Annotated in this window: 13 protein-coding genes; 10 read left to right on the plus strand and 3 right to left on the minus strand. The window is 61.0% G+C overall.

The features are described from left to right. Window positions 1–30 precede the first annotated feature (30 nt). Together EB75_RS22220 and EB75_RS28535 are read right to left on the minus strand one after the other, a co-directional pair. Window positions 31–255, minus strand: coding sequence for a hypothetical protein (locus tag EB75_RS22220; RefSeq protein ID WP_073697437.1), 225 nt, complete (start codon window positions 253–255; stop codon window positions 31–33). After that, a complete protein-coding gene (locus tag EB75_RS28535; protein WP_237096977.1) occupies window positions 237–1031 on the minus strand; it encodes a TnsA-like heteromeric transposase endonuclease subunit in 795 nt (264 codons plus the stop codon). The genes EB75_RS22220 and EB75_RS28535 overlap by 19 nt, the downstream gene beginning before the upstream one ends. Window positions 1032–1587: 556 nt before the next feature. On the opposite strand from EB75_RS28535, the gene EB75_RS22230 reads away from it, so the two are divergent. Further along, window positions 1588–2718, plus strand: a complete 1131-nt coding sequence (locus tag EB75_RS22230) for a tyrosine-type recombinase/integrase (protein ID WP_083612502.1) — start codon at window positions 1588–1590, stop codon at window positions 2716–2718. Between the two features lie 57 nt (window positions 2719–2775). Next, a complete protein-coding gene (locus EB75_RS22235; protein WP_073697456.1) occupies window positions 2776–3075 on the plus strand; it encodes a hypothetical protein in 300 nt (99 codons plus the stop codon). A 31-nt stretch (window positions 3076–3106) separates the two neighbouring features. Here the strand turns inward: EB75_RS22235 and EB75_RS29635 are convergent, their stop codons facing one another. Beyond that, complete coding sequence (locus tag EB75_RS29635) at window positions 3107–4168, minus strand: hypothetical protein (RefSeq protein WP_174557708.1); 1062 nt, start codon at window positions 4166–4168, stop codon at window positions 3107–3109. 808 nt (window positions 4169–4976) lie between these two features. Between EB75_RS29635 and EB75_RS22245 the strand changes: the two genes are divergently transcribed. From EB75_RS22245 to EB75_RS22285, 8 genes are all read left to right on the plus strand, one after another. Then, the gene (locus EB75_RS22245; RefSeq protein WP_142239760.1) at window positions 4977–5759 is read left to right on the plus strand and encodes a TnsA-like heteromeric transposase endonuclease subunit; all 783 of its coding nucleotides are present in this window, start codon (window positions 4977–4979) and stop codon (window positions 5757–5759) included. Beyond that, the gene (locus EB75_RS22255; protein ID WP_083612504.1) at window positions 5756–7819 is read left to right on the plus strand and encodes a Mu transposase C-terminal domain-containing protein; all 2064 of its coding nucleotides are present in this window, start codon (window positions 5756–5758) and stop codon (window positions 7817–7819) included. Before EB75_RS22245 ends, EB75_RS22255 begins: the two co-directional genes overlap by 4 nt. Before the next feature lie 3 nt (window positions 7820–7822). After that, window positions 7823–8821 (plus strand): TniB family NTP-binding protein, encoded by a 999-nt coding sequence (locus tag EB75_RS22260; RefSeq protein WP_073697441.1) that lies wholly within the window; start codon window positions 7823–7825, stop codon window positions 8819–8821. 707 nt (window positions 8822–9528) lie between these two features. Further along, window positions 9529–9801, plus strand: coding sequence for a hypothetical protein (locus EB75_RS28975; RefSeq protein WP_142239761.1), 273 nt, complete (start codon window positions 9529–9531; stop codon window positions 9799–9801). A 315-nt stretch (window positions 9802–10116) separates the two neighbouring features. Beyond that, a complete protein-coding gene (locus tag EB75_RS28545) occupies window positions 10117–10284 on the plus strand; it encodes a type II toxin-antitoxin system Phd/YefM family antitoxin (protein ID WP_168176098.1) in 168 nt (55 codons plus the stop codon). 176 nt (window positions 10285–10460) lie between these two features. Then, window positions 10461–10988, plus strand: coding sequence for a hypothetical protein (locus tag EB75_RS22275; protein WP_073697443.1), 528 nt, complete (start codon window positions 10461–10463; stop codon window positions 10986–10988). Window positions 10989–11028: 40 nt separating this feature from the next. Further along, entirely contained in the window at window positions 11029–11883 is an 855-nt protein-coding gene (locus EB75_RS22280) for a hypothetical protein (protein WP_073697444.1), read from the plus strand. Between the two features lie 81 nt (window positions 11884–11964). Further along, window positions 11965–13650 (plus strand): AIPR family protein, encoded by a 1686-nt coding sequence (locus EB75_RS22285; RefSeq protein ID WP_073697445.1) that lies wholly within the window; start codon window positions 11965–11967, stop codon window positions 13648–13650. Window positions 13651–13733: the final 83 nt, after the last annotated feature.

Consider the following 13733-nt stretch of genomic DNA (forward strand, 5'->3'; position numbering starts at 1 on the left):
CCATGCTGGGCAAGCCAACTCAGATGTCACCTATTCGTGCAGCAGACCCGTTTTGCGCGCCGCCCGGGCATGCTCGGTGTCTGCATGATGATGCTCGAAGGACTCTTCCTGGGAGATCGTCGCGAGATCGACCCAGACGGGCGAGCCGCTTGCCACGGGGTTCAGACGCGTACCACGCTCACCGTGGGCGTCGACTATCCAGTCGCAGCCATCCCAGGTGACGATATCTCCGAGATTCACGCTCCGCAGTTGCATGGTTCTCCCTTGTGGACGCTTTCAAGTAGGCTCGACTCGGTAATAACCTGGTCAAAATCAGTGCGTAAATGCCTGTGCCACAGCAGATGTCGAATATGTGCGGCTGCAATATACGGTCGCTTGAGATCGGCTTTGAGCGCTCCGTCGCGGAATGTGCATCCGTCGGCGAACACCGCGACCAACCGGTCAAGCTCGGGCTGCGTTGGGTGATAACGCGTATGCCGTGCTGCACGAAGCCATTCGAGATTGCGCAGCTTGGTCGGGTGCAATTCGTGCAGCACCTGATGCTTCCAGCCGACCGTGCGACACACGTCCGCCGTCTTCGCGAACTGCTCGACCGTCGCATCGGTCATGCGACCCGATGGTTTGACGTCATAGAGGACCTGGTCACCGCTGCGGAGCGTGGCGAAGAAGTCAGGGAAGTGGGTCGAGCCGTCGGCGAAGCTGATTTTCATGGGCTGCGAGGCGATCTGGCGAACCAGGCCGTCGAAGTCCAGCGACAGCAATGATTCGGCTTCCAAGCCTGATTCGCACCACACATGCGTGCGCTGCGAGGCGAAATACTGCCGCGAATGCCGATTCAGCCGGTTCTGAAACTGGACGCCGGAACGCCAGGGCAGAGCTCGGTGGAAATGCTCATGAAGCAAGGCGGGCGACACTGCAGCCGATCGTTCGTTCCCGTCGGCGGTGATCCACGAGACCGTGTCGATCCCGATCTGCGCCGACGAATCTGCCGATGACTCCACGGACGTGCAACTGGACATGAGCCAGACCATATTGCGGGGGTACGACAAGCTGACGGGCCCGACAGTCTCAACTGTCTGTCACTGAGTCTCAACTAGGGTGTCAAAGTCTCAAATAGGTTGTCATCCGACAGCCACACGACCATGGGGTGATTCAGCGGGTGTACGTCCAGGCTTTAATTGACATAATGTACCTTATCGGCACTTGGCTTTAGCCTGGTGCGCGGCGAGAGCGGCGGTGCCATGTCCCGGTGTCCGATCCGGAACTAGTTGGGAGTAATCCGGGAAAACCTGGTAGCTGTCCGAATTTTCGCCCTCCGTTCCAGAACTATCTGACAGTGACACCCGCCCAGGTCCCTGCCCATGCACCTGCGGATCTTCGGCCGGCGTAACGATAGCGCTGAGTCTGAATCCATGACCATCTGACAGCGCCGGACGGGACGACCGACAGTCCAGAACTACCTGACAGCGGCGGACGCTCCGCGCCTTCTAGGTCCAGCGCGAACCATATAATTCGTCACTGTGACGTTATGCAGGTGATGCAGCGGCCTCTATTCCCCCAGGCTGGAGCCACGCAACACTCAATAACATGGATAACGTTGATTATCCATCTTTTATCTGCCAGGCTGACCGTGTGTCGCACGAGACCGATCCCGGCTACTCCGTCGACGAAGGCGTTATTGAAGCTGCTGCCGTTGTGCCAGCCGTCGATGAGATCCCCGAGTGGTTCCAGCAGTTCCTAGATCACCGGCAGGCAAGTAAACCCTCGGCGCACACGATGAAGGCCTATCGCCGCGACTTCGTCGCCATTGCCAATCTGCTTACCGGTGGTGAGCCGGGCCATCTTAGTCCAGCTGACATAACTCGCGATTCGATGCGTACAGCGTTCGCGGCGTTTGCAGCCGACCACGAGGCGGCATCCATCCGACGCTGCTGGTCCACGTGGAATGTATTGTGCACCTTCCTCTATACGAACGAATTGTTGACGGCCAACCCCATGCAGCTCGTCGGACGACCCAAGTTGAAGAAGCCGCTGCCGAAGGCGCTCCCCCGAACCGCTGTGGAAGCATTGCTCTCTGCTATCACGCAGGAGTCCGATGCTCGCCGAACAGATTGGAAAGAAAGGGATCTCGCAGTCATTCTCACTGCACTCCTCGCGGGACTGCGGGCCGAAGAACTCCGCCTGGTCGACGTCGGTGACATACGGACGCTCGACGATGGCTCCGCGGTGATCAATGTGAAAGGCAAGGGCGGCAAGGAACGCAACGTCCCCATCGAATCAGCCCTGCTGGAGGTGATCGGTACGTACATGGACAGTCGTGCCGGACGGTTTCCTCAGGGCAAGAAGCGCACATCGTCGCCGAAGAGTACGCCATTGTCGGGCTGGCCACATTCCGCCCCGCTATTCGTCGGTCGGGACGGTGAACGGATGACGCGTGGCACTCTACAGTCACGTATCAAGCGCGCGTTCAAACGCGCAGGGCCGGACGCGCGCCCCGTACCCGGCGCCTTGGTGCACGGACTTCGCCATACCTATGCAACTGAACTCGCGACCTCGAATGTCAGCGTCTACACACTGATGAAACTCCTCGGACATGAGTCGATGACGACATCGCAGCGTTACGTTACGGCGGCGGGGATTGAAACACGAAGTGCGGCAGCGCAAAATCAGCTTTACTCCCTATTGACCGAACAACGGGAGGACGATGGGACCAGCTGAGAACAAAGCGATCCATGTGCCCCAAGGACGAAGGAAGGCCTCGCAATGAGTAAGCGAGTGAGCCTGATTCTCCGCGACGCAGACGAGGCGATGATCGCTCCCTTCCTCCATCGGGGATCGCCAGCTTTCGAGGTTCTGCGACAGTGGGCACACCACAATGGCTATGCCTCGGGCGACATCAGCTCGGATGCCGCTGTACTGCGGATTCTGCTTCGGGTGGGCGCTGAGGCTATGCACGAACAAATCCTGGATGCTGGCTACGCCCAGCTTGCGTCCGAGTTCAATAGCGCATCAACAAAATTCGAGCGACTGGCCGCACGGGGTCGTTCTGCGTCCCAGTCCGACGAGCTCAGATGAGCATCTTTACGCTCCGCTGCGGTCAGACGTGTCAGGGCCGGCAAGTTCCGCACGGCAGGATGGGCTTTCGCACGGTGTTTGCGGCCCACTCTTCGGCGTCCGCCGACTGAATAGCGCACACCTTGACGTACGCACCAGTCCATGGCCCGTTGTGCGGATTCTGACCGCTGATGGTGCGGCACGTTGCGCGATGGACTCGCGCCGTAGACACGTTGTAGCTACGGGTGATGTTCACGACGAAGCCTTCCGGGTTGGCGGCGAGCCATGCGAGATAGCCAGCGTCGTCATTCCGGAATTCGTGTGCGCGGGTGCGTTGATCCACCCCGGCGAGTGCATCAGCTGGCACGACGTCGACGAACTCGCCAACCGGTCTTTGTGGGACGTCGGACGAGCTGTCCTCGCTAACAATGGCGGATTCGGCCGATGCGTAGATGCCCACCACGACCTTGTTGCCGGCGAATTGGTCCACGGTGCAGTGCAGGCCGAGATCGGTGATTCGGCCGTCGCGGGGATGCCATGCCCGATCTGGCCGAGTACGACCCAGCAAGGGGTCGAGCGCGTCGATCGTCTGCTTCCAGAGGTTCAGCCAATTGCGACGTGGACCGACCACGAAGGACAATTCGAGCCGAACTGGACCATCCGGTAGTACGGCAGCGCCAGAGACGGCGGCGTGGATAGCCTCCTTGTAGGCGACGCTCGTGGAAGAAGCCGCAGTGGTCGCGACGACCACACCGGCGGCGGTGGGCGCAGGAATTTCTCGGGCGGCACAGATCCGCACAGACGATTGTTCGCCATGGCGCTTCGTGCACCACACCGACACCAAGTCGACATCGCGCAGGCGCGATGCGAGCGGATACGCGTAGTTATCCAGGTCGCTGGCATCGAGCAGGTCTCGTGAACTCGGTAAACCGACGTCGAGGCGCAGCGCCCACGGGCCCCTGATCCGTGCGCCGCCAGCGATCAAATCCTCCGTATCGTCGAGGTACTCCTGCAATCGGACCTGATCTGGATCGTCAGCCTTGTTCCACGAGGCGAGCCGCGGGGCGACCCTCAGCTCCAGCGAGCGATTATCAGGGCGGGCAAACCAGCGCATCGGATCAAGATAGCGCGACGCACCGACAGGCCTCGGACGAAATCAGATCTCGATGGAACGCGATGCTGGCATTGGAGACATTTGCCAGCAAACTGCGGCAGCTGGCGAGTCCCAATGCGAAGAGATGTTATCGAGATCTGTGCGCATCCACTTTGCTGGCTAGAGACATCGCGTAGGTGTTAACTATAGGCAACACCCCGGGTTCTGATCGGCGACTTGCATCAGTGCGTTTGTGGGTGCGCCATTAGGGTGTGACCTCTAGTTATGCGCGAATGCGGTGTCTAGCAGTGGAATTACATCCGCATCGCGCTCACCAACAGCCATCAGTCGGTTGGCTTTGGCATTCAAACTCGGCTCACTCGAAGGCGAACGATGGACGAAGCCTTTCCCGGCAAAGTCAGCGGTGGCCATGGTTGCTGCAACCCTTGTGCGGATCTGTCAGTTTGTGCTCAACTTACGTTGCCATTCCGATCGTGGGGCGGGCACTTCAGCCTGCTCCAACGCACCGTCCCCGACGTGCGCGTTCATCGGAGGCAGTGGAATGGCCAGGCCTACCAGGAGGTGACACCCGCCCAGAAAATCTAGGTTGATCCGCTGACGGGGCATCAAGATTCCCCAGACGCTGAAAAAGCCGGGCTGGAATCCCGGCTTCTTCGGTGCGGCACTTGGCCGCTAATTGCTTACTTCACCCTTGAGAGGGAGACATGCTTATTTCAGCGCGCTTCCGGCACGATGTCAACCCCTGCTTTGCATCCTGGCCTCCGACCCCATCGCGGGCTGCAGGCCCCGATGGCTGGTGGAGACGGCCGTGACGCCGCCGTCGGTCCCGACGGAAGGGCCACTGCCCGTCAATGACGCGCCCTACACGATGGTGCTTTATCAAGATCCGAAGACCGGGCAGCGCGTACGAACCCGTCTCACACCTGAGGTTTCGCGCGTGTCATTTGAGCTATGCAGGCCTATCCGGAGTTTCCCGGCCTACCGTGGTCGCCGTTCCCATCAAGGCAAGTACTGGTTCTCGCGTTCACAAGGCCATGTCAGCTTTGAGTCGCGGTTCGAGATGACTGCCCTGATGACGGTCGACTTTCGGGGCGACGCAATCGCGGTCAGCTCCAACCCGTTCTGGCTGCTGTGGCCGAAGGGCCAGACGCACCACCGGCACGCCCCGGACTTTTTCATCCGAAGACGCGACGGATCGGCTCTCGTTGTCGACGTCAAGCCGGCAGATCGTCTCCGCGAGAAAGATCGGCTCCAGCATCAACGCACCCGCGACGCGTGTCGCGAGTTGGGCTGGGGCTACGAAGAATTCACAACTATGGACCCGACGGAAGAACGCAACCTACGGCTGCTATGCGCCTACCACCATCCGCGGTTCGCACCGTCAGCAGAAGCACGATCCGCTATCACGATCTGCGTAAATCGATCGGGGCGAAACGGCATGCAGTTCGGCGAGCTGATCGACAACGCTTCGGACGGAGCTGAATTCGACGAAAGCCATCTCATCTGCAGCACGTACCACATGATCTGGAACAGAGAGATTCACGTCGACCTGGCCCGCCCGCTGACCTGGACCACGGTGATCACCTCGTGATCGAACTGCATATCGGCGACATCATCGAACTCCGTGGCCAGAGCTGGAATATCCGCGACAGCGACGGACTGGTCCTTCGACTCAAATGTCTCGATGACGGCAGCGACCTGACCTTGCCGGTAGCGATGTTGCTCTGCGACGATTCCTTCGTCGGTCCCGACGCCTCTGGACCAAGCATCGCCGATCAGAGGCTGCTCGACCTCGCCACCGACGAACAGCGACGAGATGCCCAGTTCTGGTATGAGCACCTCTCCGGTATCAAACACGCCATGGAACAGCCGGCTCAAAGACAAGCCACTCCGGGTACCCCGATCGCGACTGTACAAGAACGACTTTCGGACAAGCGTGCCGAGTTACGAACCCTGGGGCGGCAGGTCTCCATGACCACTATGTGGCGTAAGTGGCAACGCTTCAACACTGCGGGCCTGCTCGGATGTATCGATCAGCGCGGCATGCCGGGTCACGTACGTCTGTCCGGAGTGCACGAGCGTGTGATCGTCACCCTGGAGATGGTGAAAGCGCACTACGTAGACAAGTCGACGCCTACCAAGAAACAGATCATCGAAATCGCGGAGCGTCGCCTTCGTGACGACAACGTGCCGGTGCCGTGCAGGTCGTCGATGTACGCCTTACTGGCTGCACTTGACCGCGGTGAGCACACCACCGGCGATGCGACGTCGCGCCGCAGTCACGCGAACAGCCCCGACCGAGCGTTCTCGAAGATCGTCGCCTTGTATCCAGGCGAAGAAGTGCAGCTCGACTCAACACCACTTGACGCAATGGCCTTACTGCCCGATGGTCAACCATGCCAAATCGATTTGGCTGCCGGCATCGACGTCGCGACACTGAGCATCACCGCGGCAATTCTTCGCCCGAACTCCTGCAAAACCGTTGATGCTATTGAACTCTGGGCCAACTCCTGCATCCCGCAACAGATGTTGCCAGGCTGGATTGAAAATATGACCGTCGCACGAAGCTACCTGTCGGACAGGCTATCCCCTCAGATCGATCTCGATAGGGCACTCGAGAACAAGCCCATCATTGATGTGCGGGGTGTCGTAGTTGACCGTGGCAAGATCTTTGTCTCGAAAGCCTTCGAAAAGGCAACCGAACTTCGGGGAGTGCACCCTCGGGTCGCTGCTCCGCACCAGCCCACCGCCAAGCCTCATATCGAACGCTTGCTAAAGACCATCGGAGACGACTTTGTCCGATGGATCCCGGGATACAAGGGACGCTCGGTCAGCCACCGGGGCCGAAACCCGGAGAAGGATATTGTGTGGCCGCTGTTTGTACTTCAGGCGCTGCTCGACGAATGGGTCATCACGGTGTATCAGAACCGTCCCCACTCGGGGCTTCACCTGACGGCGGCCCCTCGGATGCAGCTCTCTCCCAATGCCATGTATCGAGCGATGTCGGAGATGGCACCAACTCCAGTACGGACGATGACACGCGACGATTGGATCTCCCTGAAACCAAACAAGTTTCGTCGTATCAACCGCTACGGCGTCAACCTGGAGAACCTTGTGTACAACTCCGACTCGCCGCGCTTTCACCAGATGCGACGAACGAAATCGTTGAATTCCAAACAGAATGGCAAGTGGGAGGTGCGCTACGACCCCACCAACCTGATGCAGATCTGGGTGCGAGACGAGTCCCTAGTCTTCGACTCAGAGGGGCAGCGCAAAGTCGAAGACAATGGCTGGATCGAGTGCCGCTGGGTTCTGGCCGACTATGCGACCATTCCATTCGGGATCGACATGGTGAAAGCGATTCGTCGGGACATGATTAAGAAACCAACCGACAAAGAAGTGCTCAGGCGCGCGGAGCAGATTCATCGTCAATTGCTCGGCGGCCCATCGGAACCGAAACCTCGACCGCTTTCCCGTGCCGAAGCGTCGGCCGGGCGCGCCAACCTCGCGCGACAAGAGCTCAGCGGCGGCCCTCCCGCTGAGGTCGTTGCGCCCGGACGAAGCGACGACACTTCGGTCGCGCCGGTTGTTCAGTCTACGGTCGGACCAGTTGAGCCCATGCGTCCGATGCGTCTGTCGGAAGGGTGGTGAACCTTGGCATCACCGACAACCCGCGAAGAGTGGCGTGAATACTGCACCTACGAGCCCACCCCGGACTCGCAGCGACCCTCGTTGAGTGTTGACGAGATCAAGGCTCTCGGCACCGTCGAGCGGTCGGCGTATAACGAACGCCGCATCGACTACCTGAACGAGGAACGCGTGTTTCCCACCCGGGATCTCACCCGCATCCTCAACCACGCACGGCGGCTGCTTCGCCGATCACGGGCCAAGAAGTTCGTAGCCAGGCCCGGTATCCGAGTATCAGGGGAACCCAGGACCGGCAAGACCACCGATGTGATGGCCGCAGGCAAGCGACTGGACGCAGAAATACGGCGAACCTGTGGCAGGGAGAACGACCTCTCCTTCCTGCCCGTCGTCTACACCACCATCGCCACGGCGACAACGACGAACAAACTCTGGGTGCGCCTCGCCGACTTTGTCGGTGCGCGCGAGCTGCGAGGTAGCAATGCCGACGAGCGACTCGTGGACCTGGCGCGACTGCTGAAAAGCCTCGGCACCAAGTTTGTCATCCTCGATGACGTCCAACGCCTCAACACCGATCGTGCCGCAGGAGCCGAAGTCGCCGACAACATCAAGACTTTCGCCGAAAACCTCGATGCAACAATGCTCTTCGCAGGAATTTCGTTGGAGACCGCTCCCCTGTTCAGCGGCGAGAACGGAGAGCAGTGGCGAAAGCGCACCCGGCCCATCAACCTGAGCAACTACTCACTCTCGAACGACGCCGACCATAAGGAGTGGGTGCAGCTCGTCGCATCCATCGAACGCATTCTTCCTCTCCCACTGCATGAGCATGGAATGCTCGAACGCCATGCGGACTACCTCTACCACCGCACTGGCGGCTCAATCGCATCCTTGAGCGATCTGATCGTCGATGCAGCCACCGACGCCATCGACTTCGGTACCGAAGCCATCACGTTGGACCTGCTCGACTCGATTGCGATCGACGACGTCGATCCAGGGGCGGCCCGCTGATGTCGCCTCATGTCGAACGGTCATCGACAGTGCCGGAGGGTGCCCGTCGTGGCCGTCAACGACTTCCCGTGCCCGTCTCTCCGATGTGTTCGGAGACGCTGAACAGCTACCTCCGCCGGGTGACGGATCAGAACCTCTTGCGACCCGGTTGGCTGTCCCAGCTCTCCCGACAGCCCCACTTCGTTGCGGACCTCGTTGAGCTAACCGGTTTGACGGAGCGAGGGTTGGTAGCGGCGCTTCCGGAACTCCGAACTCCGCATGCAATCAAGCGATGGCCGCATCTGGTCGGCCACGTCTCGCAGCGGGCCGGGATCCGATCCGCATGTAGACACTGCGCCGCCGCGCAGACTCAAAGTCGAAGCCAAGCAGTGACTGTCTTCGCGAGTCATGAACAGGTGCTCTGCGCTGTACACCAGCAATGGACCGGAAGTTCTGCACTGAGATGCGATGCTCAGCAACAATTTTCAGTCCGACTCTGTCCTGACATCGAACGCGCACACCGCCAGCACCGTAGTCTCATTCGACGCTGGGGGCGCGGCCCCACATACTCCGGCTTCACGGCTGCTGTCACCTGCTTCTCCCTGTGGTCAGGCTGGCCGGCGGTCTCTCGTGCGCCTGATGTCCAGCAACGCAGGCGACGGCTCGGTGTAGCCGAGGAAGCACCGTCCATGCTTCCACGACAAGCCGCGGCCTGGTACCCCAATGCGGTGGCGCTGACCGACGTCATCATCTCGCTGCGGCACGAAGTGGCGGAGGGACGAACATCCCCCGCCGCGACCGTCATTGCAGAGGGCCTCGTTCGACTTCAAAACATCGTTCCCGGCCTATCGCCGAGTGGCGCGTCGGATCCCTTCCGGCAGGCAGTGTTGGGTGAACTGCTTACTCCCCCAGATGAAGTCGAAGTCGCACCGAGCAACCGATCACGCGAGTCCCAGCGGTACAGAAAGGACGATGGTGGCAATGTCAAGCCGAAGTTGTGAGGAGCCCGCTACCCCAATCGGATCGCTCTGCACTGAATGGGAGTTGGACCAAGGCATCGCATCCCGCGTCGTCTACACACCCGACCGGTTCCCCGCCGGATGCACGGCTGGAGTCCGCATCAGCGCGATTCAGGTTGAAGACGGCAGCTTTGAGACTGCTGCGGAAGTCCCCCACATATACCTCGATTGCCATCCTGACTCCGGACTAACGATTGAGAACGCTCGTGCTCTCGCGCTGATCCTCACCGAGTCCGCCGCTCAGCTCGAAAGTTGGATCGAGATGTTCGGTGCCGTCGCCGATCCTGGGGCCGTACGGTGATCGATCCTTTGCTGCCGCGCATCAGCATCACCGAACTACGCCGACATTTCAGCCGGTTCATCAGTGACGCGGAACAAGGACGGACTTTCGTGATCACTCGCCGGGGGCGCGACGTTGCCGTGCTGGCTCCGGCCCGGCGATTCGCCGACGAAGATCTGCATTAACCAAGAAGAGGACCACGAGCACTATTGAAGTCATGCAACACCCAGCATCCCGAACGAACTTCGACCACAGTCCCTGCTACCGCGACGGTCTGCACCCGCCTACGAAGCCTGGGCGCCAGTGGTGCCGCACTCATGGTCCGGCCAGTCGCTCGCGAGGGTATGGCCAACCCATCGCCGTGGCGTCACCGCCGCAGACCCAGCAGGACGACACCGGTCCCGCCGAGGTGCGCCGACGCCGTGCAGTGGCCGCCAAGCAGTACCAGCCCAGCAGAGTTCGGCTTCTGCTGGTGGCCCAAGCGCCACCTGACGCTGACGACCGCTACTTCTACTTTGTCGACGTGGCGCAGCACGACTCGCTGTTTCGAGCGGTCGCGCGGGCAATCCTGCCTCAGGTAGAGCCGACCCGGACCAACAAGGCATCCCTGCTGGCTCAACTGCGCGACCGCGGCATCTTCCTGATCGACCTCAAGCCTGATCCCGTCGACGGGTCCGACCTGTCGCCCTACGTGCCCGCGCTCCTTGACCGGATTGCCGAGCTGGAACCCGAACGCATCATCCTGATAAAGGCCGACGTGTTCCGCGTGGCATATCCCGCGTTGGCCGCTGCAGGCCTTCCGGTCAGCCAGATGCGGATCCCTTTCCCTTCGTCCGGGCGACAGAAAGAATTCGCGGTCACGTTCGGTCGGGCCCTCGCGGGCGAGTGACAGTTCGCGATGTCACCCCGCCTCGGTAGCGTCGCTTCCCATGGGACCGGATGACTTCTTCGAGGAGACCGAAACGGTCAGTCCATGGTCGAGTGAACCGACCATCACGACGAAGCTCCGGAAGGACCTGCTGAACGAGCTGCGCGCCGGCCCCGTAGCCGGCGCGGACGACCTCGACGCGGCGATCGCGCTGACCCACTTGGTGTGGGACAACCTGACTGCGTTCGGCACCGACGGCAGCAACGCGCTCGACGACAAGGAAATCGCCCTTGCCCAGCGCGCCCTCACCGCGACCCTCTCGCGAATCGGCATCACGCTGAGCTTCCCCTGGCGGGACTTCGCCACCTTCAAGACGCATTGGTTGCGTAACGGCTGCTACAACTCGTGGCAAGCCCGCCGAGATCTTCTCAACGAGCTGTTTGACCCGGTTCAGGCTGAGCTGGATCGGCAAGAGGAGGATCAGTTCCGCGCTGTGAACGCTGAGGCGGTGTCGCCGCACACCAAGACGGGTTGGCCGAAGGTTGACGAGGAGCTCACCGAGCTTCGCCGGCGTTTCCGCACCGCCACCACCACGCAGGACTATCGCGACGTCGGCAACCGCGCCGTTGGCGTGCTTGAGGCGCTGAGCCGCACTATTTACGACCCCTCCGTGCATCTCCGAGACGGCGAGACCGAGCCGCCGGCCGATAAGACAAAGCAGCGCATCGGCCGCTATGTCGAGGACTCCTTGGCGGGCAAGAACAACGAGGCGATCCGCGGCGTCGCGAACAAGGTGGTCGAGCTGGCACACAGCGTGAAGCACTCCACCGCGCCCACGCGGCGGGAGGCCGGAATCGCGGCGGACTCGGTGATCATGCTCGCGAACATCTTGCGCCGGGTCGATCAAGACTTCTGAATGGGTGAACGCAGCCGGGCCGTCCAGTAGCCGGCGTCCGTGCCCATAGACTTCTGTTACCGATGACGAGAGGGGTCGGCCTTGGGCGACTTGCACGTGGCGCAGATTAAGCGGCGGCTGAAGGACACGACTTACTCTCACATCGACGTCTCTGATCTCAGCAAGCACAGCGTCGACTTCGTCGAGCAAGCTCGATTGACCCGCGCACTCGCGGCGTTCGTCCTCACCAAGGTGGCAGGTCTCAGCGCTGAAGACGCCGCCGCGTGCGTAACCGACGGCCCGGATGACAACGGTGTCGACGCGATCGCGTTCGTCGATTCGGAGCCCCCGCGTCTCTACCTGGTCCAATCGAAGTGGACAGATTCCGGAAACGGCGGAGGCGCGGCGCTCGACGAGATGATGAAATTTCAGAAAGGGTTGTCGGACCTCGTCACGATGAAATGGGAGCGGTTCAACAATAAGGTGGCCCAACGGGTTCCGGAGTTGGACAACGCACTGCTCAATACGGATCTTCGCATCGAGGTCATCTTCGTGACGATGGGCACACCACAGCTGGCCCCTGCCGTAGCCGCCCACATGGACGACTACATCACTACGCTCAACGACCCGACTGAGGTCGCTCTGTTCACGTACCTGAACCAAGGCGCCGTCTACAAGCTTCTCGTCGATGACACCCTCTCGGCTCAGATTGATCTCACTGTCGAGCTGTCGGACTGGGGGCGCCTGGAGGGTCCTCCCGATGCCGTCTACGGCCACGTCGGCGGCGCGGAGGTAGCGGGCTGGCTCCGCGATCACGGACCCCATCTGTTCGACCGCAATGTTCGCCTGGTGCTGTCGAACTCGGAGGTCAACGCATCCGTCCTGGAGACGATCGAGGAATCACCCGAGCGGTTCTGGTATTTCAACAACGGTGTCACGGCGCTGTGCGAGTCGATTGACAAGGCCCCTGCTGGCGGCACTGAACGTCGGCAGGGGACGTTCGGGCTCAAGGGGGTCAGCATCGTCAATGGGGCGCAGACCGTGGGGACTCTCGCACGCGCCCTGCGGCAGGGGAAGCAGCAGGAACTCGACGCGGTGCGGGTCATGGTGCGGTTCATATCGCTGGAGTCCGCTCCGGACGACTTCGGAAAACGCGTGACGCGAGCGACGAACACCCAGAACGTCATCGGCGGCCGCGACTTCGTAGGCCTCGATCCCGAACAGACGCGACTGCGCGACGACTTTTCCGTCGACGGCCTCACTTACGCCATCCGCAGCGGCGAGGAGCGCCCAGACCCCGAGAAGGGCTGCGAATTCACAGAGGCTGCGGTGGCCCTCGCGTGTGCCCATTCATCGGGACTTGCCACCCAGGCGAAACGCGAGGTTAGCCGGCTGTGGGACGACACGTCAAAGGCCCCGTACAAAGCACTGTTCAACGCCAGTACCATCTACTTGCGGGTGTGGCGTTCTGTCCAGGTTCTTCGCGCCGTTGAGGCGGAGCTCGACCAGTTGAAAGATGGTCTAGGCAACCGGGAACGGGGATACGCCGTCCATGGAAACCGTCTTGTCGCCCACGTCGTGTTCGCGAAGCTGGACTCGACTGGGATCGAAAATCCCGCTGCAGATTGGGGCCTCGTCCTCGCGGAGGTTCCCGACCTGACGGTAAAGGCTCTGTACACGATGACCGAGAAGGGCGAGGCCGAGTACAGCGGATACACCGCGAGCTTGTTCAAGAACGCTACGAAGACGGAGCACCTCGCCAACATGACCATCGATGCTCTCGCCTGAGATGTTGGCCTTCCTGGTGCTTACGGATCTGGCGTTCTAGTTCGAGCAAGAGATTCTCAGTTTCGGGCTGCACTGGGCGACGG

The organism is Mycobacterium sp. ST-F2, assembly GCF_001905655.1.
GTDB lineage: Bacteria > Actinomycetota > Actinomycetes > Mycobacteriales > Mycobacteriaceae > Mycobacterium.

Coding starts and splice junctions, on each gene's coding strand:
- EB75_RS22280 (WP_073697444.1), top strand. CDS start 11,029: ATGGGACCGGATGACTTCTTCGAGGAGACCGAAACGGTCAGTCCATGG.
- EB75_RS22220 (WP_073697437.1), bottom strand. CDS start 255: ATGCAACTGCGGAGCGTGAATCTCGGAGATATCGTCACCTGGGATGGC.
- EB75_RS28535 (WP_237096977.1), bottom strand. CDS start 1,031: ATGGTCTGGCTCATGTCCAGTTGCACGTCCGTGGAGTCATCGGCAGAT.
- EB75_RS29635 (WP_174557708.1), bottom strand. CDS start 4,168: ATGCGCTGGTTTGCCCGCCCTGATAATCGCTCGCTGGAGCTGAGGGTC.
- EB75_RS22230 (WP_083612502.1), top strand. CDS start 1,588: ATGGATAACGTTGATTATCCATCTTTTATCTGCCAGGCTGACCGTGTG.